At 45.2% G+C, this 19,467-nt stretch carries 22 protein-coding genes; 10 read left to right on the top strand and 12 right to left on the bottom strand.

Annotated features, from left to right (window positions below):
* The first annotated feature begins 312 nt into the window (after positions 1 to 312).
* The gene (gene argS / locus QUB51_RS10560) at positions 313 to 2,091 is read left to right on the top strand and encodes an arginine--tRNA ligase (protein WP_333259851.1); all 1,779 of its coding nucleotides are present in this window, start codon (positions 313 to 315) and stop codon (positions 2,089 to 2,091) included.
* Positions 2,092 to 2,449: 358 nt separating this feature from the next.
* Complete coding sequence (locus QUB51_RS10555; protein ID WP_333051935.1) at positions 2,450 to 3,697, top strand: L-lactate MFS transporter; 1,248 nt, start codon at positions 2,450 to 2,452, stop codon at positions 3,695 to 3,697.
* Between the two features lie 39 nt (positions 3,698 to 3,736).
* On the opposite strand, the gene QUB51_RS10550 is transcribed toward QUB51_RS10555, so the two are convergent.
* The 5 genes from QUB51_RS10550 to QUB51_RS10530 all read right to left on the bottom strand — a co-directional run bounded on the left by QUB51_RS10550 (position 3,737) and on the right by QUB51_RS10530 (position 6,569).
* Complete coding sequence (locus QUB51_RS10550; protein ID WP_333207723.1) at positions 3,737 to 4,618, bottom strand: YheC/YheD family protein; 882 nt, start codon at positions 4,616 to 4,618, stop codon at positions 3,737 to 3,739.
* 42 nt (positions 4,619 to 4,660) lie between these two features.
* Positions 4,661 to 5,110: a nucleic acid-binding protein gene (locus tag QUB51_RS10545; protein ID WP_333207724.1), complete on the bottom strand. Its 450-nt coding sequence runs from the start codon at positions 5,108 to 5,110 to the stop codon at positions 4,661 to 4,663.
* Positions 5,107 to 5,460 (bottom strand): hypothetical protein, encoded by a 354-nt coding sequence (locus QUB51_RS10540; RefSeq protein WP_332983381.1) that lies wholly within the window; start codon positions 5,458 to 5,460, stop codon positions 5,107 to 5,109. The genes QUB51_RS10545 and QUB51_RS10540 overlap by 4 nt, the downstream gene beginning before the upstream one ends.
* 80 nt (positions 5,461 to 5,540) lie before the next feature.
* Positions 5,541 to 6,230, bottom strand: coding sequence for a Zn peptidase (locus QUB51_RS10535; protein ID WP_333259848.1), 690 nt, complete (start codon positions 6,228 to 6,230; stop codon positions 5,541 to 5,543).
* A gap of 15 nt (positions 6,231 to 6,245) precedes the next feature.
* Positions 6,246 to 6,569 (bottom strand): helix-turn-helix domain-containing protein, encoded by a 324-nt coding sequence (locus tag QUB51_RS10530; RefSeq protein ID WP_006634885.1) that lies wholly within the window; start codon positions 6,567 to 6,569, stop codon positions 6,246 to 6,248.
* Between the two features lie 254 nt (positions 6,570 to 6,823).
* Here QUB51_RS10530 and QUB51_RS10525 point away from each other — a divergent pair, with 254 nt between their 5' ends.
* From QUB51_RS10525 to QUB51_RS10500, 6 genes are all read left to right on the top strand, one after another.
* Positions 6,824 to 7,090 (top strand): hypothetical protein, encoded by a 267-nt coding sequence (locus QUB51_RS10525; protein WP_332959099.1) that lies wholly within the window; start codon positions 6,824 to 6,826, stop codon positions 7,088 to 7,090.
* Between the two features lie 85 nt (positions 7,091 to 7,175).
* On the top strand, positions 7,176 to 7,877 hold the full coding sequence (locus QUB51_RS10520; RefSeq protein ID WP_333259845.1) for a hypothetical protein: 702 nt from the start codon (positions 7,176 to 7,178) through the stop codon (positions 7,875 to 7,877).
* Positions 7,878 to 7,936: 59 nt separating this feature from the next.
* Positions 7,937 to 8,305: a hypothetical protein gene (locus QUB51_RS10515; RefSeq protein WP_333259842.1), complete on the top strand. Its 369-nt coding sequence runs from the start codon at positions 7,937 to 7,939 to the stop codon at positions 8,303 to 8,305.
* Between the two features lie 56 nt (positions 8,306 to 8,361).
* Positions 8,362 to 9,339 (top strand): hypothetical protein, encoded by a 978-nt coding sequence (locus QUB51_RS10510; RefSeq protein ID WP_333259839.1) that lies wholly within the window; start codon positions 8,362 to 8,364, stop codon positions 9,337 to 9,339.
* 76 nt (positions 9,340 to 9,415) lie between these two features.
* The gene (locus tag QUB51_RS10505) at positions 9,416 to 10,495 is read left to right on the top strand and encodes a hypothetical protein (protein WP_333259836.1); all 1,080 of its coding nucleotides are present in this window, start codon (positions 9,416 to 9,418) and stop codon (positions 10,493 to 10,495) included.
* A gap of 452 nt (positions 10,496 to 10,947) precedes the next feature.
* The gene (locus QUB51_RS10500) at positions 10,948 to 11,229 is read left to right on the top strand and encodes a YiaA/YiaB family inner membrane protein (RefSeq protein WP_333244299.1); all 282 of its coding nucleotides are present in this window, start codon (positions 10,948 to 10,950) and stop codon (positions 11,227 to 11,229) included.
* A 94-nt stretch (positions 11,230 to 11,323) separates the two neighbouring features.
* Here the strand turns inward: QUB51_RS10500 and QUB51_RS10495 are convergent, their stop codons facing one another.
* The 6 genes from QUB51_RS10495 to QUB51_RS10470 all read right to left on the bottom strand — a co-directional run bounded on the left by QUB51_RS10495 (position 11,324) and on the right by QUB51_RS10470 (position 14,853).
* Positions 11,324 to 11,794 (bottom strand): ferredoxin, encoded by a 471-nt coding sequence (locus QUB51_RS10495; RefSeq protein WP_333084753.1) that lies wholly within the window; start codon positions 11,792 to 11,794, stop codon positions 11,324 to 11,326.
* 77 nt (positions 11,795 to 11,871) lie between these two features.
* A complete protein-coding gene (locus QUB51_RS10490; protein WP_333051955.1) occupies positions 11,872 to 12,258 on the bottom strand; it encodes a DUF1257 domain-containing protein in 387 nt (128 codons plus the stop codon).
* A 40-nt stretch (positions 12,259 to 12,298) separates the two neighbouring features.
* Positions 12,299 to 12,508, bottom strand: a complete 210-nt coding sequence (locus tag QUB51_RS10485; protein WP_015176940.1) for a DUF2997 domain-containing protein — start codon at positions 12,506 to 12,508, stop codon at positions 12,299 to 12,301.
* 364 nt (positions 12,509 to 12,872) lie between these two features.
* Positions 12,873 to 13,745, bottom strand: a complete 873-nt coding sequence (locus tag QUB51_RS10480) for an ABC transporter permease (protein WP_333051956.1) — start codon at positions 13,743 to 13,745, stop codon at positions 12,873 to 12,875.
* A 44-nt stretch (positions 13,746 to 13,789) separates the two neighbouring features.
* Positions 13,790 to 14,461: a hypothetical protein gene (locus QUB51_RS10475; RefSeq protein ID WP_333051958.1), complete on the bottom strand. Its 672-nt coding sequence runs from the start codon at positions 14,459 to 14,461 to the stop codon at positions 13,790 to 13,792.
* The gene (locus tag QUB51_RS10470) at positions 14,458 to 14,853 is read right to left on the bottom strand and encodes a RusA family crossover junction endodeoxyribonuclease (RefSeq protein ID WP_333051961.1); all 396 of its coding nucleotides are present in this window, start codon (positions 14,851 to 14,853) and stop codon (positions 14,458 to 14,460) included. The genes QUB51_RS10475 and QUB51_RS10470 overlap by 4 nt, the downstream gene beginning before the upstream one ends.
* A 319-nt stretch (positions 14,854 to 15,172) precedes the next feature.
* Here QUB51_RS10470 and QUB51_RS10465 point away from each other — a divergent pair, with 319 nt between their 5' ends.
* Together QUB51_RS10465 and QUB51_RS10460 are read left to right on the top strand one after the other, a co-directional pair.
* The gene (locus tag QUB51_RS10465) at positions 15,173 to 16,501 is read left to right on the top strand and encodes a pitrilysin family protein (RefSeq protein WP_333259831.1); all 1,329 of its coding nucleotides are present in this window, start codon (positions 15,173 to 15,175) and stop codon (positions 16,499 to 16,501) included.
* Between the two features lie 616 nt (positions 16,502 to 17,117).
* Positions 17,118 to 18,146, top strand: coding sequence for a C39 family peptidase (locus QUB51_RS10460; RefSeq protein WP_333259828.1), 1,029 nt, complete (start codon positions 17,118 to 17,120; stop codon positions 18,144 to 18,146).
* A gap of 318 nt (positions 18,147 to 18,464) precedes the next feature.
* Here QUB51_RS10460 and nadC read toward each other — a convergent pair whose 3' ends face one another.
* Positions 18,465 to 19,349, bottom strand: a complete 885-nt coding sequence (nadC, locus tag QUB51_RS10455) for a carboxylating nicotinate-nucleotide diphosphorylase (RefSeq protein WP_333259825.1) — start codon at positions 19,347 to 19,349, stop codon at positions 18,465 to 18,467.
* Between the last annotated feature and the right edge of the window lie 118 nt (positions 19,350 to 19,467).

Genomic DNA, 19,467 nt, shown 5'->3' with positions numbered 1-19,467 from the left:
TTTAACATACCTTAATGTAAGCGATTTAACAAATGATCTAGCGATCGAGATCATTGACTAGATGTGACATTTTTTAATGTGTGTAGCGATCGCAAATGTGATAAAATGTACTGTGTGTTAGCGTTGCCAGTGATTTTGATCCGATCGGCAGCTCAAAGCTAAGTACAAAATTTCCTAGTAGGTGGTCCGATGGTCCGAGGGAGAGGCTCCGAGGGAGAGGGTCCGATGGGGAAATTACCTAAGTAGTAAGTATTATTGGCAAAAAGTGCTTAATCTAGAGTTGAAAATAAACATCCAATCAAAATATTTAAGATGAACTCGATCGCCCAACAGTTAAAAGCAAAATTTGAAAAAGCATTCACCGCTGCATTCGGCGAAAGTTATGCAGGTGCAGATCCGATGCTAGCCGCCGCCAGCAATCCCAACTTTGGGGACTTTCAGTGCAACGCGGCGATGAGTTTGGGGAAAAAGTTAGGAAAGCCGCCACGGGCGATCGCCTCGACAATTATCGAAAACCTAGATATTACTGACATCTGCGAAACCCCAGAAATCGCCGGGCCCGGTTTTATCAATTTGAAGCTGAAACCGGCTTATTTGGAAGCGCAAATTAGTGCGTTAGCGAAGCCCTCGAAGAGGATCGCCGCCGACTCGCGTTTGGGGATTGAACCCGCGAAAACGCCTCAGACAATCGCGATCGACTTTTCCAGTCCGAATATAGCCAAAGAAATGCACGTCGGACACTTGCGATCGACAATCATCGGAGATGCGATCGCCCGCATCCTCGAATTTCAAGGCCACGACGTACTCAGAATCAACCACATCGGCGACTGGGGCACCCAATTCGGAATGCTGATCGCATACTTGCGCGAAGTTCACCCCGAAGCCCTCACAACCGCTGACGCCCTAGACTTAGGCGATTTAGTCGCATTTTACCGCCAAGCAAAACAGCGCTTCGACGCAGACGAAACCTTCAAAGAAACCGCCCGCCAAGAAGTAGTAAAACTGCAAGCAGGCGCCGAAGACACCCGCCGCGCTTGGAAATTGCTGTGCGATCAATCGCGCCGCGAATTCCAAGTAATCTACGACTTGCTCGATATCAAATTAACCGAACGCGGCGAATCGTTTTACAATCCATTATTGCCCGCAGTAGTCGAAGATTTAACCAATCTAGGTTTGCTAGTAGAAAGTGACGGCGCGAAATGCGTTTTTGTAGACGGTTTCACCAACAAAGAAGGCGAACCACTGCCGCTAATTGTCCAGAAAACCGACGGCGCCTACAATTACGCCACAACAGATTTAGCAGCAGTGCGCTACCGCATCCAAAAAGACAATGCAAAGCGCATAATTTACGTCACCGATTCAGGACAAGCAAACCATTTTGCCCAAGTATTTGCAGTAGCCCGAAAAGCCGGTTGGATTCCTGAAGATGTCGAAATTGTCCACATTCCCTTCGGTTTGGTATTGGGAGAAGACGGCAAAAAACTCAAAACTCGTTCTGGGGAAACAGTGCGGTTGCAGGATTTGTTAGATGAGGCGATCGTCCGCACGCGCCAAGATTTAGAAGAGAGATTAAAAGTCGAAGAAAGACAAGAAACTGAGGAATTTATTGCTAACGTATCTCGAACAGTTGGTTTGAGTGCCGTTAAGTATGCCGATTTAAGTCAAAATCGCGCCAGCAACTATATTTTCAGTTACGACAAAATGCTCGCATTGCAAGGAAATACCGCTCCTTATATGCTGTATGCTTATGTGCGCGTGCAGGGAATTCGCCGCAAAGGTGAGATTGATTTCGAGAATTTAGATGCTGGTGCAAAAGTAATTTTGCAGTCTGATGCAGAGTTGGTTTTAGCCAAACATTTATTGCAGTTTAGTGAAGTAATAAATGCGGTTGAGGGCGATTTGTTGCCGAATCGAATTTGTCAGTATTTGTTTGAATTGAGTCAAAAGTACAATCAATTTTTTGAGCAGTGTCAGGTGTTGAAATCTGAGGAACCGTTGCGGACTTCGCGGTTGATTTTGTGCGATTTGACGGCGAGGACTTTGAAGTTGGGTTTGGAGTTGTTGGGGATTAAAGTATTGGAAAGAATGTAAGCGGTAAGGGTTGCGGGGCGCGCACCCTACATTATTTAGTTGCGGTGCTCCGTGCGCTACATTATTTAGTTGCGGTGCGCCGAAGCGCACCCTACATATTTAATTCGCTAGCCCATTTCTCCAATTAAGTTTAGCGCATTATTTCCAACTTTCTAAGATGTCTTGAAACATCTTTTTAGCCATCGGGTGATCGTTGCGAGTTCTCACAAAAATTTCCAAGTTGCGCGCAGATTTTAGTTAAGTTTAATATTTTTTAAACACAACTATTGCATCGGTAACAAACTTATAGTAAATTTACAATTTATCGGGGAATGCACAGCCATTACCTATTAAGGCATCCTCGATAAAAATTAAAAACATGAACGAAACAAAAGTTTTCGGAATGCCAGCAGAAAAAGGCCGCTGGTTGTTCGTTCCGCTGGGAATCACGGTCTTGCTTTGTCTGGGTACAGTTTATTCTTGGAGTATCTTTAGAAAGCCGCTAGAAAAGCAGCTCGATATCGGTGCAACGGATAGTTTATTGCCGTTTACCGTATTGTTAGTAGTTTTTGCCGTACTGATGCCAATTACCGGCTTTTTTATCGATCGCTACGGTTCTCGCACCGTGACCGCAGTCGGCGGCGTCGTGACGGGAATCGGCTATATTTTATCGGCATTTGCACCTAATATTACTGTCCTGGTACTCACCTATGGAGTTATCGCCGGTGCCGGGGTGGGAATTGCTTACGGCGTACCGCTAGCAGTAGCAGCCAAGTGGTTTCCCGATAAAAAAGGATTGGCAGTTGGGCTAACAGTAATTGGGTTTGGTTTGTCGCCTTTAATTACCGCACCGATTGCCAAATATTTAATCGATACCTATCAAATAGCGCAAACATTTCTGATTTTAGGCATCGCTTTTACCGTCATTATTTTGGCAATTTCGACCGTTTTGAAAATGCCGCCAACTGGATGGACGCCTGCGGGATTTGCGGCCGCCCGATCGCGAACAGCGGTAAATAGCCAGAGCGCACCGATGATGAAATCTCCCGCATTTTACGGGCTGTGGGTGTGCTACACAATTGGCACGCTGGTGGGATTGGGCGCGATCGGAATTTCTTCTTCCGTGGCGCAGGAAATTATTAAATTAGACGCGGGAACGGCTGCGGCAACGGTTTCTCTGTTTGCCATATTTAACGGTATGGGGCGTCCGATGTTTGGTTGGATAACCGATCGATTTAAGCCAAAATATGCCGCAATCGCCAACTACATTCTCATCTTAATCGCATCGATTATGATGACTCAGGCGGGCGTTGGACAAGTCGCAACTTATATCATTGCGTTTTGTTTGTTCTGGCTGTCGTTAGGAGGATGGCTGGCGATCGCGCCCACGGCAACTTTAACTTTATTCGACCCCACAGACTACGCGAAAAACTACGGCATTGTGTATACAGCCTACGGAGTTGGAGCGTTTTTCGGTACAATTGCTGCGGGGAAAATTCGCGATACTTTTGGCAGCTATACCAACGCTTTTTACATTACGGCAATTCTTGCGGTTGTTGGCATCATCACCGCCGTGTTTGCGCTGAAGGGAGGGGTTAAAATTGCAGCCGAAGCCGATGTTTCTTAATCGGGACTTGCACACCCCCGATCGCAGAAACCGGGTTTTTTAGGAAAATATGGGATTTGAGCCGTGAAGATCGGTGAACAACCCAGTTTCTCGGCTTTTCCAATTTTCTAAAATATCTTTAAACATCTTTACAGCAATTTGGCGATCGTTATCTCTCACAAATATATCGTAATTGGGGCTTGAGTTAATTTCAATCAACCAATATGCTCCTTTTGTATCTAGCGCGATGTCAAACCCAGCATAATTAATCGCAATTTCTGCAAAAACAGGTTTAACAAAATCTTCAATCTCCGACATGAGATTGGGGTTAATTATATGTTTAGCTTTTGCACCTTCCCAGTGCAGCGGGCTTAAATTGCCCGCAAATTTAGCCTGAGATTTGTCTTTCTCGTACAGCAAAACTAGCTTTTCTTTGCAGAATACAGCCCGATATTCGTGGGCAATTTCGATATATTCTTGAGCTATGGCCACGTGGTCATAATCTTTGCTGTTGACATTAAATATAATTTCTAGGGCTTCTTTAATTTGCTCTCTAGTTTCACACAAAAAAACATTGTTGCCACCAGCACCGCGATTTCTTTTGAGAATCACCGGGAAAGCGAATTTTTTGTTTACTTCTAAAACTATTGATTCAATATCTGGGAAACTCAAATACTTTTTATACTTCTCCTCGCAGTGAGGCGAGACAAAACCGAGAGTTCTGGGAGTATTTATTTTGCCGTTTAATAGTTGATAGGTATATTCTTTGTCTTTAAAAATCTCTGCTACTGACGCGCTGTTAAATGCCGTCATGTAATTGACAAAATAATATTCTTCGCCGCCCTGTTTGAGTCTAATCAAGTTTTGGGAAGGATGCAGGATTTCGTAAGGGATATTTAATTCCTCACAAGCCGCCAGCAGGATTTCAATATTGGTTAGCATAAAATGTAATTTAACTTGTGACTTTTAATTTTTTCTGTACGCTCAGTCAATATCTCGCCAGTGACGAGCATCCACAAATCGCGACAAATGCCCCACATTTGTTGTAGCAATAACAACCGCTTCTCCACCGCCACGAAGCAGCAAAGCTTGAGCTGCTAAAATCACATCTCCATCAAGTTCTTTGGGATCTGCTGTCGGCATTCCTGCCTGACGCGATGCCGCCCACAAATCGGCCGCTTTGAGAATTACTGGCGTTGTTATCGGCAAGTATTCCAGCCAGCGAGATTTGCATTCGTTAAGGCGTTTGATACCTGCCAACTTATTTGCCCGCAATAACTCGCGCCGCACTTCATAATCTGCTATTTCAGGTAAAATCATCCTGTAGCCTTTAAATAGCAAAGATTCTACCCAAAGTTGGCACTCTACAGTCACAGGTGGCCCCTTGGGATTTGTTAATATTCCCAGAGGCCCAGAATCCAATAAAACTATCATTTTTGTTGCACAAATAACGGTCGGTTCGACGAAAGCCTGTCTTCGTCTAATACTTTTTGCAAATATTCAAATGTCTCTGTTTGTTCCTCGGCGTCTCCTTCTTCTCGCCACTTTTGCAACCACTCTATTGCTGCTAAATTCCTCTGCATTTGTTCTTCCTTCGTCCTTTGCGGAACTAGGGGCAAGGTATTGCTATTGAAAGGATTTATCCATTGGCTTAACCGCATATCGATCGCTTCCGCAATTATCGCTTTCAATTCTCCAACGGTCAAGTCTGATACTCGTTTGGTTTCGAGAATTATCGCTTGCAGTTCTTCAACTGTCAGGTCTGCTACTCGTTTGGTTTCCATTTTGCAACCTCATTCTTTCAAACTTATCTGAAAAAGTTGAGATTCGAGAATCTCTCTCAAACCTCAAATTCTATCAAATTCTATCCAAACAATCGCTGCTGCCCGTTTGCAGCATCTTTCCCGGCATAAATCTCGCGCGTTCCCTTGGGAATGTAAATCCAATCGAATTCTTGCAAGCGGTTTGTCAAATTGGAAATGCTCACTCCCAATTCATCTCTCATTTTATATAAATGCGACCACTTAGTTAAATCCCGTCCCTGTCTTTTTTCCTCCAAAATACACCGAGGCATCAACAAACAGCTTGCAAAATATTGCGCTTGCCATTCGATCGACAAAACCTTATTCTCAGCACTCGCACCCCGACAAACAAACGGTTCCTCGACATCAGACGCCGTTTTTCCTTCATTCCCTAAGTTTAATTCCAACTGTTCCACAGTGCCGTCTGCTTCGTCTTGATTGACGTGTAGCACCCAGTGGCCGATTTCGTGGGCGATCGTCGATTCGATGAAGCCTGGGGGTTTTTCGAGAATCTGTTCGTTGATTTCGATTAACCGCTGCTGCGGCAAAATCCTCGCCGCGATCGCACCTTCTTCATCCGGCTCAATGCACTCCCAAACTACGCCCAAATCCAGAAAATCAGCAACCGTTGTCGCATCAAAAGGCCATCTCGGAGCAAAATTTTGCGTTTTCTGCATCTGCATCAAGATGTCCGAAGCCAAACGCTCGATCGTTTCTTTGGGATAGAAGCAATACGGCTTAAAAATACTCACTATGAGGGGCCTCTCTTACGCTTCAAAAGACTGTTTGAGCCAATCGGGATTTTCTTGCATCCGGCGGAAAAGAGCCTGCATTTCCTTCGGATTCTGCTTCAGCAGCGCTTCGTACTGCTGCGGCAGCCTCCCCGCCAAGAAAATCAATTCCTCTTCGTTTATGTCTAGATTCCGCGCTAATGCTCGGATTACCTCCTCTTTTGGCGCATAATCCGCTCGATCGTTCTCCAACTTCGACAAATAAGTAAAGTCCACACTTAGCATAGCTGCTAGCTCACGTTGTGAGTAAGCTTTGTCCTTGCGAGCTTGACGGATCAGTCTTCCAAATGTTTGTTCCACGGTTTTTTGCCTCCTGACAAGCATTCTAGCCTGTTTTGATGAAAAGTTCAACAAAATACTTGACGGGAAAATCAACCCGCGCTACCATGAGGTTAGTTGACGGTTTAATCAACCAATTAACCCGGACTGGTAGGGTTAAGGGTGCAAATTAGCCTAGCTCACACGCTACATATAGCGTCGTCAACTTCAGAGGAGTGAGAAGCGCTGGGCGTCAAAACGCTTGTACGCAGCAAATAAGGAGGAGCAGATCGCAAATGCTGAGAACCTGGACAGACACGCATTACAAGCTCGAAGACGATGACTGGCTATACATCGCCACCCACGAAGAACAAAGCTCAGCCTCACTGGTTTGTCCCGGGTACGCGCGGGATGGTGAAGGCTTCAGCATCCACTTCACCCCAGCGCACCTAGAAACGTTAGAGCATTTGCTCGCCGCGCTGCGGATTATCAAAGCTCAACAAGAGGCGAGGCTTGAGTATACCTATCCAGAACCAAAAGCGACAACACATCTCATTAGGTAATCGAAGTTCAGCCGCGAGCAATGTACGAGATTTAACGGATTACCAATTCCCCGTAAAACAATAAAGAACTAAGGAAAAACGAACAATGACTAAAACACAAGAAAGACCGACATTTTCAGTATTTGGTGCCAAACCGAGCAATGCTTTGCTAGTACCGGAAATCCCGATCGCCGTCCGCAATAATTGCCAAAGTGGCCAGTGGGCGATCGGCGATACAGACTACGGTTCCAAGTGTTCCATGACCATCCTCAAATTCTCCAAATTCTTCGGTTCCCTCGGTCAAACTTCGCACACATTGTGGGGTCAACTCTGGTTTGTCGCAGAAAGTGGTGAATTGCCGCAAGGAGTTGTCATGGTGACATACATCAAAAACCGCAGCTTGAACGATTTTAACCGCTTGGTAGCATCAGTTCAATCTCGCGGCGTAGAACCTGCAACCGGGATTTTCATCCCCGAATTTGTCAAACATTCCGGTCAGAAACCAGATGACAGCGGAGTAGTAAAACCGATAAACTACTACAGCTTGAAATGGTCTTGGAACGAGCGGAAAGATTGGGCGGTTATCGACCAAGCCGCAGCAGTTTTGTCCGATTCTAGCAATCAATCGCGGATGATTGACTTAGAAGGAACAAGGGCTATGGTGTGTTTAGATAACCTGCCGGCGCAGCAAGTTGCCTGCTTGATGGCCGCTCACGCTGGCGGTGAAAGCGATGCTATGGCTTTGAATTCCAACGGCGGTATTTCGCTACCGCCAGCCGAAGAGCAATTAACGGCTGACTTGTTCTAATTTTGTTGTAAAGGCGCGATTAAATCGCGCCTTTACCATAACTGTTACAACAGACTGAAATGAAGAAATTAACCAAGCTAAAAACCAAACCAAACCTGCAAGAAAGCCGTTTGAGAGAGAATCTTGAGCTGCTAGACCAAATTCGGACAGACGCAGTTAACGACATCGAAAGTCTCACCGAAGACTTCCAGCACATGACTTTAGTTGCCGAATCAGTCCAGCGGAATTACCGAGCTTTGTTAGCCGAAAATCAATTGCTAAAAGGCGCACTTTTGAGTATAATTGATGAGTGCGCCTGCTGGGAAGGAAATCGGTGCGATCGCTGCTGGAAAATTCTCAGAACTCTAGCCAGCGCCAATCCCGAAGAAAAACCCGACGCAGCCAGAAAATACCAAGCTATTCTCAGCCAACTCCGCAACTTTGAATAACTGAAAACGTTTCACTAAAAAATCTCGAAAAATTAGAATCAGGAGAAGCAAACATTATGACAATAGCAACTGCCAAGGATAGCAAAGCCCAAATTTTGCAAAACTTTCAGCAGATTTTAGCAGACAAAAAAAAGATCGAATCCAAAGTCGAAACCAAAGAACAGTCAGCCGAAAAAGCCAAAAACAAACAACTCCTCGAAGTCGCTTCCACCTACACAATTGACAGCATCGTCAAAGGCTTGGCCGACTTGCAATTAGATTTCGGCAGCATCATCAGCGGACTTTCCGAAAAACTAAAGGCGGAATCTTCCAAATTAGACGAATTAAAACGCGCGATCGAAATCGAAGCCCAACAATTGCAAGAGTTGCAGCAAATCAGAGTTGTAGCAGACGCCCTCCACATTTTAACTCAAGAGCACCGAGAAAAATTGACACTGCTCGAACAAAACGCTGCTAACCAACGCGAAATTATCGAAAAAGACACCACCCAAAAACGCAAAAATTGGGAAAAAGAACAGCAAGAATTTGATGCAGCAGTTCAAGAAGAAACTGCACTCCTGACTAAAAAGCGCCAAGAAGAAACAGCAGATTATCAATACGAATTACAGCGCACTCGCAAAATCGAAACCGACGAATACGAAGAAACGAAGCGCAAACTAGAACGGGACTTGCAAGAATCTACCCGCGAAAAAGAGAAAAATTGGGTGGAACGGGAAAAAGTCCTCAGCGACAATCAAGCGGAGTTTGAAGAGAATCAAAGAAAAGCCGCCGGATTTGAGGAAGAACTCAAACAGGCTTATGTCAAAGCCAAAGAAGAAGCAATTCAAGAAGTTTCCCGCGAAGCTAAAGTCAAGGCAGATTTAGTGGATAAAGAATGGGAAAGCACTAAGCAAGGATATGAATTGAAAACGCAATCTTTGCAGCAGACAATTGAGCGACAAACCGAACAAATTGCCGAAATTTCCGCGCAACTGCAAGCCACGATGAAGCAAGCGCAAGATTTGGCAATGAAAGCTTTTGCCAGCAAAGCTTAAAACCCAGTAAGGTGTGCAATGCCCACCTTACGAAAAAATGACAGAAATTTTCCCAACAATTAAGGAATGAAAAGTCATGAACAAAAAAGTTAGCGACAAAAGCACCAAGGCTGAAATTTTAGAAGCGTACAAGGAAGCAGCGCAAGAAAAAGCGCAGCTAGAATCGCAAATCCAACAGCTAAACGCTTCCCAAAAGCAAAAACCCGCCCCAGAAAAACCTATTGTGGAGGCACACAAACCAATGGCTTTAACTCAAAATCCACAAAAAATGCAGTCTACAATCGACAATTTAATCTTACTGCAATTTGGCTTTGGTGGGGCTGTCAGCGAGTTGTCGGAAAAATTAACTTCAGAAGCTGCTAAAGTCGAAGAATTGCGGCGCACTGTGGGCGAGGAAATTCAACAACTGCAAGAGTTGCACAGTTTAGAAGATGTTGCAGAAGATACGCTGGACAATTTAATTCAACAGTACGAAGAAAGCGCGAAAACTTTTGCTGGCGAACTCAGCGAACAGCGCGAAACTGTTGAACAGGAATTGTTGGAACGCCGGCAAGCTTGGGAAAAAGAGCAGGAACTGCAAAAGTTGGCCGTTAAAGAACGCAATGAGAATCACCAAAAAGCTCGCGATCGGGATGAAGAGTTGTATGATTATGATTTGAATCTTCAGCGAAATCTAGACATCGAAGAATACGAACAGCGCCAGAAAAGGCTGTATCAAGAAATCGAAGAGTTTCAGCAAGAACAGGAGAAACAGTGGGCGGAACGCGAAAAATCTATTTCGGAACGGGAAAAGCTGTATGCTGAGGTGAAAGCGAAGGTAGAAGCTTTCCCGAAAGAACTGGAAACTACTATCAAGAACGGGAAAGATAACGGCCGCAATATTGGCAATTATCAAGCTAAAGTTAAGGCTGATTTGTCTGCTAAAGATATCGAAGGGCAAAAGCAAAATTATGAACTGCAAATTCAAGGGATGTTGCAGACTATTCAAAATCAAGATGCGCGCCTTGCTAGCTTGTCGAAACAACTGGATTCTGCTTTGAAACAGGTGCAAGATTTGGCGGTAAAAGCGATTGAAGGTGCGTCGAATTTGAATTCGTTCCAAGCAGTGAGGGAAATTGCGATCGAACAAGCGAAGACTCAGCAGAAAAATAAGTAGATAAGTAAGATAAGTAGAAAAGCTGTTGTGCGTTTAAATGGAATATTCCGGGCGGGCTAGAAGCCCACCCCACAATAGTTTCAATAAACAGTTCAAATTAAATGCACAACAGCTTAAGATAAGTCGGCGGTTGAAACCGATCCTAGACAAACTTTCGTCCGCGCAACACGAGACTAGGAGAAGCTTACTACACAGGTCGTCTCCTGTGCGTACTGGGTGCATTACGCTATTTTGAGAAAAAACAAGCTTTCCTTAGTCCTGTTTTAAAACTGTCCACTCGCTGCGAGTCTTCCTTGAGGCTCAAACCCTATCTACAGCGTTTTAATTTTTAGTAAAAAGTTCGATCGCACTGTTCACTTATCGAAACTGTCCCCTGCTCTCCTGACCGCTTCACTCACGCTTTCTATGCTTTAAGTTAATCCACCAAAAGATATATTTGACTTAGAGGCACTATGCAGAAACAAATCATACGCCAAAAAGATACTAATGCTTGGATACTTCAGTGCTGGGTTTCTTTTATTCTTGCGCTTTCCGCCACTACTGTAGGTATCATTTATTTAGAGGTAGACCCCTGGCAAAAAGCTTTTATGGGTATGGGTTTAACTTTTTCAGTCGGCTCGTCTTTTACTTTAGCAAAAACCATTCGGGATAACAACGAGGCAACAACATTAACTGCCAGAATCGACGAAGCTAGAGTTGAGAAAATTCTCGCTGAGCACCATCCTCTCAAATAAATTTGACTATACAATGTATACAAAAAACAGCCCGCGCGGGCTGTTTTTGTTGTTTGAGCCACAGGTTTCAAGCTGCGGATGTGAATTGGGGATTTCAATGGCTACCTTTGAACTTACGATCGCCCAACTTATTCTTTTGTCGCTGGCGAATACCAGCCTTAACTGTCGCCATATCCACCGGAAAGCCAACGACAGGAATCACCTGATCCTTGCGTTCCTCTTCCAGATTCTTGAGTTCGGTGTAATCAACCCAGTGAATGCAATTCACCGGACAAGTATCGATCGCCTCAGCAATCAACTCTTCAGAATCCCCGTCTTGTCGAACTACGCGCGATCGACCGTAATCCGGTTCAATATAAAAAGTATTGCGAGCAACATGAGCGCAGTGCTTGCAGCCAATGCAGGTAATCTCATCAACATAGACACCTTTTTGGCGCAACACCCCGCCCAACTCCGGTTCCAAACCAGAGCGATCGGGCGCATCCCGCAAAAAACCCCCCAACTCCGGCTCTAAACCAGAGCGATCGATTGCTGTATCTATTCCGAGTCCAGAAAGCTCAGACATTTAGACCCCCACAATAGTAAATAAGTCCGCGCAGGCGGACTTTGATGAAACAAGATTGCAAAAATCTCGAAAAATTATTAAGCGCACCAGCGTTGCACCACCAAGCGGAGCGAACCGTCTTGATTTTGCTTTTGCTCAGAAATTTGGAAACCCTGCTTAGCGCTTTCATTCACCACAGTATGGTAAGCGTAGCGCTGAGTCACCTTATTGAGAAAACGGTCTACAGACCAAGCTTGCTGCCAAAACTGCAAGTCAGCCACCAATTCATACTCAGTCCCGTTCCAGCTAAAACCTACGTCGTAGCCGTTTGTTTGCTCAATCACGACCTCAGCGGTGCTGGTTAGGCCGCGATAGCCACGCACCTCAGTCGGGCCAGACTTCCAGTCAATACCCAAGTCAGTTAAAGCAGCTTCCAAAGAATTCAAATTGCGGATCTGGGTCTTAATTTGGCTAAAGTGTGACATGGTGATTCCAAAAAAATTTAAGTGAACTCAACAAAAAAAATTACCAATCGCTAAAAGCCACTTGGGCCGTCGCTTCGGCTGACTGATGCAGCGCTTGCGTGAAATATTCAGATGTTGACTCTTGGTGAAGCACCACGCCGAGCTGAGCTTCAATTGCAGCCGTTACCTCAGCACAGGAAGCACCGACAATGCCGGTGACTGTTTCCTGTACGCGGCCATCTGGATAGATCACAAACTCTAGTGTTTCCATAATGCGGGCTGACTGAATAGGAATATTGAGAACAGACACCGACACCAGCAAGCCAGGGACGATGCCTCCTGAAGTAGCTTCTTGAGAGTTGGCTGACTGACAAAGCGCTATATCAATTTTGACTAATTGATAGGTTTTGAGTCACAACTTAACAGAAGTTATTAATATGTAGAAGCAATACATCAGTTGTATGTAAAGTTTCGCGTAGATCGTGACAGCAGTCAAGTCGGTCGATTTTAGATTTGAGATTTTAGATTTTAGAGGGAGGAGGAAGGAAGAGGGCATGAACCGCAGAGGGCGCAGAGGGCGCAGAGGGCAGAAGGCAGAAGGTAAAAGGCAGAAGTATAAATTCCCCACTTCCCCTCTAATTCCCTCTGGGGTCTAAAACGTCTCGCAGGCCATCTCCCAAAAGGTTGAAACCAAGAACAGTCAAGGTAATCAGCAAACCTGGAAACACGATCGTCCAAGGAGAAGAAAGAGCGTATCCGCCCTTAAAAGCATCAGAAAGCATTGTCCCCAACTCAGGAACCGGCGGCTGTGCGCCCAAACCCAAAAAACCTAAACCGGCAGATTCTAGTGTCGCCGTACCAGTCGAAAGAGTTGCTTGTACAACTAGAGGCGCGAGACTTCCCGGCAAAATGTGGCGAAAAATAATCCGCAAGTCGCTGGCGCCCAAGGCTTTGACAGCCAAAACAAATTCTTGTTCCCGCAGAGACAGCACCATACTGCGAGTTAAGCGGATGTAAATTGGAATTTGCACGAGGCTGACGGCGATAATTACGCTTTGCAGGCTCGGCCCGGTGACGGTAACAACGCCGATCGCCAGTAAAATCGAAGGAAAAGCTAACAAAATATCCGCCAAAGTGCCGATCGCCATTTCCAGCAACCCCCGAAAATACCCGGCCACCAGCCCCAAAAGCGCTCCCACAATTAAACCCGCACCCACAGAAACCAGGCTGACGAGTAAAGATATCCCCAATCCGTGCCACACCCGCACCAACAAATCTCGCCCCAAACTGTCGGTGCCAAACCAATGTTTAGCGCTAGGAGCCACTAAGCGCGACAAATAATCTCGATCGACCGCCGGATCGTAAGGGGAAAGTAGGGGGGCCAACAGTGCCGCGATCGTCAGCGCTACAGTCAAAATTAAGCCGATTTTCCCCGAAGTCGATCGCCAAAATCGTTGAAAAGCCGGCTGTGGAAATATTAAGTTTTTATGCAATTTTAGATTTTCCATCGAATGCTGTCACAAAAAAAACTCAGGACTTATTGCCAAACCTTTCAGGACTGAGATGCCTGTGGTGCCCATAAACTGATTAATTCATTGACAAGGGCGAGCAATTCAGATACAGACTCATTGGCTTCGGGCGCTTCAAATCCATGAATAAATCGGTTTCTTACGCTTAAAAGTAGCATGGCTCGATCGTACTCTTCGATTGAAAGTTCTCCTTGGGAATACATATGTTTGATCAGAGATACAGTTGGAAATCTTTCAATGGGAATAGTAACTTCCTCAGCTCGTTTACGCAGGAGTGCTTCAATTGTTCCCCAAAGTGATAAAAACGCGCCTTCATTTTCTCCTAATGAAATTAGACGTTCACCCTGTGTTTTTCTACTAAAAATCTGTTGCCAAGATAATAGATTTACTTCCTTGGCGTTCTCTTTCAGTAAAGCATCTTCTTCAGTAATCAATAAAAAACGCCAGCCTATATTTTCAGAAACAATTTCAGCAATTTCTTTCAACCTGTCTATGGATGTTTGTCTGGCAGAACGTTTGAATTCGATTATGTAACCTTCGGCTTCGTTCTTTTTTACAATCAAATTTGGACGATATGTCCCTAAATCGAAAGGGATGTCTTCTGGTTCAGGGTCAACCAATACTGTATAGCCTTCTTGTCGGTATTTTTCGGCAATTTGAGATACGGATTTGTCGTGTATTAATTTAGCGGTCATAGATAACTCTCTAATGCTTTTGCTGAATTTATTCTAACGTAAACGCACTCACTGCCAGATATTATGCCACGGACCAACAATGACGGACATAAAGCAACGTCAAACGTGTCACTAAGCGAGCGACGATGCGACTCCACATCTGTGACAAGTGAATCATCCTCATAAACTAACCCAATTAGTGCATCCTGTATGGGCTTTATGATATTGTCAGTGTCAACTGGGTCAGCATCATAAAGGTATACTAAAGTTAAATGAACGTTTCCTGAATAAGGAGTTACTACCCAAGTTTTTGACGCTTCTGTACGCACAAATGCTTGCCAATCCTGTAGCTTGCTTCTCTGCCTCGTTTGCAAAGATACAGGGCGTTTTGGAATCAGAAACTCAAATTGCATTTGCAACTCCGAAAATTGAATGCGAAAAGAAGGGATTAAAGGCTAAATTCAAACTAGACTATAACTTGCAACTTTTAACAAATCAACTTTTGTTTTGTCGATCGCACAGATTTCTCATAACCCTCACGCCCTCAGCGCTCTCGCATTTCGCGTGAAGCGAAGCTATCCCGTTCGCGAAGCGTTCCCGAAGGGTAGGGAATCGCCCCCGACAACATCCCCAGCAACCATCAGCCGTGGGATCAATCTAAAATCTAAAATCTAAAATCTAAAATCGGATGACCCTTTAAGATATAAAGAACAAGATAAATTTAAAAGCACAATGACATCCACCCTACTCAAAACCTCCGCTCGATCGCCCCTCAACGCCCCAACAATCCGCCATTTCCCCAACGGCCTCACCGTTATAGCCGAACACTTGCCGGTCGATGCTGTTAACCTCAGCGTGTGGCTCAATTTAGGCTCAGCCGTCGAACCAGACGACATTAACGGCATGGCTCACTTTTTAGAACACATGATTTTTAAGGGAACTCCCAGCATTCCCAGTGGCGAATTTGAGCGCGCGATCGAGCAACGCGGCGCTGTCACCAATGCTGCCACCAGCCAAGATTACACTAACTATTACATCACCACAGCTCCTAAAGATTTTGCCGAACTAGCTCCTCTGCAAGTCGATGTGTTGCTCAACGCCAGCATTCCCGACGACGCCTTCGATCGCGAACGGCTGGTAGTCTTAGAAGAAATTAGACGATCGGAAGACAATCCTCGCCGCCGCACCTATCAGCGATCGATGGAATTAGCCTTTGAAGTCCTGCCCTACAAGCGACCGGTACTCGGCCCGACTGCGGTAATCGAACAGTTGACAGCGCAACAAATGCGGGATTTCCACAGCAGCAGATATCACCCAGGGGCCATGACAGCCGTAGCTGTCGGCAATTTGCCAGTCGATCGACTAATAGAAATTGTCGCAGACAGTTTTGCAGCAAAAAGTACAGCACACAACAACAAAATAAATGTGCCCGCTGTCGGCAACTTTCACCCAGAATCCCAAACCCTGAACTACGGTCAAGAATCGCCATTTACAGAAACAGTCCGCCGCGAATTTGTAGACTCTTCCCTTCAGCAAGCCCGACTGATCGTGATGTGGCGAGTGCCAGGTTTCATGGAAATGTCCGAAACTTATGCCCTCGACGTTTTGGCGACAATTTTGGGACACGGCCGCACAACTCGCTTGGTTCAGGATTTGCGCGAAGAAAAAGGGCTAGTTTCGTCAATTTCGGTCAGCAACATGACTCAGCGACTCGGCGGTGTATTCTCAATTTCCGCTCAACTACCGACAGAAAACTTGGCAGCAGTGGAAGCTGCGATCGTCCAACACATCCGCACTCTCCAAACCGAACTGGTGACAGATGCCGAAATTTCCCGCATTCGCACCCAAGTAGCCAATCGGTTTATCTTTGGTAACGAAACTCCGAGCGATCGAGCAAGTTTGTACGGTTACTATCAGTCGATGGTAGGAGATATCGCTCCCGCCCTCAACTATGCCGCCTGCATCCAAGCTCAGACTGCCGAGGATCTCCGAGAAGCCGCTGTCAAATATCTGTCTCCCGACGCAATGGGTGTTGTGGTAATTCGCCCGGACGAAGCATAAATCGGACTTCGCCTCAACAGGGCAATTCTGCTATCCTTCTGCTTTTGAGTCATCCAACAGCATTCGGAATTCGGCAGAAACAATGTCAACGCGCACGAGGGATTTTTAGTCAATAGTGCGTGAAATTCGATCGGCTCTCGCCTTGAAGGTTTTGTATCCAATAATTAGTATGAAGCCTTTAAGGTACGGGCGATCGGCAAAATTACCGTAATTTTATGAGACGATAAACTGGGAATTATTGACGAGCCAGCAATTTAGTCTAGGAAAACCGGGTTTATTGGCGATCGTAATTCTAAAATCTAAAATTTAAAATCTAAAATTTAAAATCGATTGAGCGACAAAATTACCGTAATTTTATGAGACGATAAACTGGGAATTATTGACAATCAAGCAATTTAGTCTAGGGAAACCGGATTTATCGGCGATCGTAATTCTAAAATCTAAAATCTAAAATCGATCGATCGGTAAAATCACCGTAATTTTATGAGACGATAAACAGGGAATTATTGACAATCAAGCAATTTAGTCTGGGGCCACCTGATTTATCTGCGGTCGTAATTGTCAAATCTAAAATCTAAAATCTAAAATCTAAAATCGACTGACAGGGCACGCAAGCATGAAATTACAAAACTTTCTCAACTCAAACATTAGGTACGATGCCAAAGCAATCGCTGCAGACGACGAACTCAGTGGCCAAATTCAAAGTCGCCTCATTGACCTAGGTTTACTGAAACCTCCCGTAGACGGAATTTTTGGCCCTCTCTCTACCGCCACCCTCCACCGATTTCAAACTCTGATGAAGTGCGGCGAAGCGGGTTTTTTGGGAGCAGTCACAGCCAAAAAGCTGATCGAAACCAAACCAGAGGACATTCCCACACAGCCCCTGATCCTGAAAACGCTCAGAGACACCATTTTTAAATCAAAACCGGTCGCGTCTTCTCAACTTCAGGACTCAGAAAAACAAGTAATACCAGCCGGAAAAGAGTTGGAGATCCTGGCTTTTGCTCCGGCTCGCTGTCACATCAGAGTTGCTCTCCGCAACGAGTCTTTCAAAGGTTCAGGGGTTTGGTATGTTTTCGGAGGACACGCTCAAATTACTCAAGACAGCATTCTGCTTTTTCCGAAACCGAATCCCCCAACTGTCAGGCTGGGCATTCCTTATCTATCGCAAATGGATAACTTGAATAATCCTACAGGTTCTTGCAATGTAACTTCATTAGCGATGTGTCTGGACTTTTTGAAGGTGCCACGGCGCAAACAAACCGGGCAATATGAAGACGAACTTTACGAATATGCGATCGCCAAAGGTTACAGTCGCTGGGACCCCTACGATTTAGCAAAGATTGTTAGAGATTACGGCGCTCAAGATTTCTTTACCGAGAATGCAACTATTGATGACGTTCAAGATTGGCTAGCCAGCGGAAATCCCGCTGTCATCCACGGATACTTCACGTCTTTCGGTCACATTATAGTTGCATCAGGCTACGACAGCGAGGGATTCTTCGTCCACGATCCCTATGGCGAGTGGTTCCGAACTGGCTACGATACAAGTGTCAGCGGTGCTTACTTGCACTATACTTACCGCTTAATCCGCAGCCTCTGTATACCTGACGGGCATTTTTGGGTTCATTTTATCTCTAAGTAGTAATTTGTTAGTAGTTAGTGGTTATTGGTTATTGGTTATTGGTAATAACTAACCAATAGTTAACAGTTGACTCTCAGCAAGGTCGGACACGGCCTTGCCCATTGGTATCAACTTCAGCCGAAATATCGATCGGGCCCCAAATACCGCCAGGGGTTTAAACCCCTGGCTCATAGCGAAAGTCCTCTAAAAGAGGACTGAATAATTCATTAGACTTCTCCCGAAATTAGATTTTAGCTTAGGCTTGACTTGGGTTTCAAGTTCTTTTTTGGAGATGTCTATTAGTCCTCTTTTAGAGGACTTCAGCTTTGAGGCAGGGGTTTAAACCCCTGCCGGACTGCGGGTATTACTATTAATTTTCATACTCAAATCCAGCCAAGTCGATCGCGTAATCGGAGCACTGGTAGAAATATAGTCAACTCCGGTTTCGGCTACACTTCTAATTGTTTCTAAAGTAACATTGCCGGAAGCTTCAATTTTTACCCGATCGCTCTTTTGGCGAATTATTGCCACAGCCTGCCGCATCAAATCAAAGGACATATTATCTAACATGATAATATCGGCTTTGTGCTGCAAAGCTGTCTCTACTTCGGCGAGAGTTTCTGTTTCGACTTCGATCGTCAGCGGATAGGGGATAGAATTGCGAATTAGGGCGATCGCCTCTGCAATTCCCCCAGCCGCCGCAATGTGATTGTCTTTAATCATCACCGCGTCATCTAAGCCCATCCGGTGATTGCTAGCACCACCGACTTGAGTCGCGTATTTTTCCAACAATCTCAATCCCGGCGTCGTCTTGCGGGTATCCACTAATTGCACGGACAAATCGGCAATTTTGTCAACATATTTCTGAGTTAAAGTAGCGATGCCACTTAAACGCATTGCCAAGTTTAATGCTACTCTTTCTCCGGTTAGCAGCGCATCGAAATTGCCGGAAATCTCGGCAATTACTTCTCCTTTTTCGCACAGTTTCCCTTCTGGTACTTGGGGGATGAAACTGAGGCTGCTGTCTAAAAGTTTAAATGTGCGATCGGCAATTGGCAATCCAGCAATGACTCCAGCTTCTTTGACAATCCATTTAGCCGTACCCTGGATGCTGTTTGCGGGAAATAAGGCCGATGTTGTGCGATCGCCCCTACCGATATCTTCTAGTAGCCAGTTGTGCAATAGGGAGTCTAAAACTATCCAAGGCGGTAATATTGCTGTCATGTTTTTGTTGGTTGTTATATCAAGATGATATCTACTAGGAAGAATAGTCGATCGGGTAATTTTAGGCAAGTTGCAAAATAATCTGGCCACGCGGATGTCCTTGTTGGCTTAATTACAG

This window comes from Microcoleus sp. AT8-A3 (assembly GCF_036705675.1).
Classification (GTDB): domain Bacteria; phylum Cyanobacteriota; class Cyanobacteriia; order Cyanobacteriales; family Microcoleaceae; genus Microcoleus.
The sequence above is the reverse complement of the archived record's forward strand: the minus strand, read 5'-3'. Positions and strand labels throughout refer to the sequence as shown.

What these genes read in the sequence shown, in the direction of transcription:
- argS (WP_333259851.1), top strand. Translation starts at nt 313, where the DNA reads ATGAACTCGATCGCCCAACAGTTAAAAGCAAAATTTGAAAAAGCATTC.
- QUB51_RS10555 (WP_333051935.1), top strand. Translation starts at nt 2,450, where the DNA reads ATGAACGAAACAAAAGTTTTCGGAATGCCAGCAGAAAAAGGCCGCTGG.
- QUB51_RS10550 (WP_333207723.1), bottom strand. Translation starts at nt 4,618, where the DNA reads ATGCTAACCAATATTGAAATCCTGCTGGCGGCTTGTGAGGAATTAAAT.
- QUB51_RS10545 (WP_333207724.1), bottom strand. Translation starts at nt 5,110, where the DNA reads ATGATAGTTTTATTGGATTCTGGGCCTCTGGGAATATTAACAAATCCC.
- QUB51_RS10540 (WP_332983381.1), bottom strand. Translation starts at nt 5,460, where the DNA reads ATGGAAACCAAACGAGTAGCAGACCTGACAGTTGAAGAACTGCAAGCG.
- QUB51_RS10525 (WP_332959099.1), top strand. Translation starts at nt 6,824, where the DNA reads ATGCTGAGAACCTGGACAGACACGCATTACAAGCTCGAAGACGATGAC.
- QUB51_RS10520 (WP_333259845.1), top strand. Translation starts at nt 7,176, where the DNA reads ATGACTAAAACACAAGAAAGACCGACATTTTCAGTATTTGGTGCCAAA.
- QUB51_RS10515 (WP_333259842.1), top strand. Translation starts at nt 7,937, where the DNA reads ATGAAGAAATTAACCAAGCTAAAAACCAAACCAAACCTGCAAGAAAGC.
- QUB51_RS10510 (WP_333259839.1), top strand. Translation starts at nt 8,362, where the DNA reads ATGACAATAGCAACTGCCAAGGATAGCAAAGCCCAAATTTTGCAAAAC.
- QUB51_RS10505 (WP_333259836.1), top strand. Translation starts at nt 9,416, where the DNA reads ATGAACAAAAAAGTTAGCGACAAAAGCACCAAGGCTGAAATTTTAGAA.
- QUB51_RS10500 (WP_333244299.1), top strand. Translation starts at nt 10,948, where the DNA reads ATGCAGAAACAAATCATACGCCAAAAAGATACTAATGCTTGGATACTT.
- QUB51_RS10495 (WP_333084753.1), bottom strand. Translation starts at nt 11,794, where the DNA reads ATGTCTGAGCTTTCTGGACTCGGAATAGATACAGCAATCGATCGCTCT.
- QUB51_RS10490 (WP_333051955.1), bottom strand. Translation starts at nt 12,258, where the DNA reads ATGTCACACTTTAGCCAAATTAAGACCCAGATCCGCAATTTGAATTCT.
- QUB51_RS10485 (WP_015176940.1), bottom strand. Translation starts at nt 12,508, where the DNA reads ATGGAAACACTAGAGTTTGTGATCTATCCAGATGGCCGCGTACAGGAA.
- QUB51_RS10480 (WP_333051956.1), bottom strand. Translation starts at nt 13,745, where the DNA reads ATGGAAAATCTAAAATTGCATAAAAACTTAATATTTCCACAGCCGGCT.
- QUB51_RS10475 (WP_333051958.1), bottom strand. Translation starts at nt 14,461, where the DNA reads ATGACCGCTAAATTAATACACGACAAATCCGTATCTCAAATTGCCGAA.
- QUB51_RS10470 (WP_333051961.1), bottom strand. Translation starts at nt 14,853, where the DNA reads ATGCAATTTGAGTTTCTGATTCCAAAACGCCCTGTATCTTTGCAAACG.
- QUB51_RS10465 (WP_333259831.1), top strand. Translation starts at nt 15,173, where the DNA reads ATGACATCCACCCTACTCAAAACCTCCGCTCGATCGCCCCTCAACGCC.
- QUB51_RS10460 (WP_333259828.1), top strand. Translation starts at nt 17,118, where the DNA reads ATGAAATTACAAAACTTTCTCAACTCAAACATTAGGTACGATGCCAAA.
- nadC (WP_333259825.1), bottom strand. Translation starts at nt 19,349, where the DNA reads ATGACAGCAATATTACCGCCTTGGATAGTTTTAGACTCCCTATTGCAC.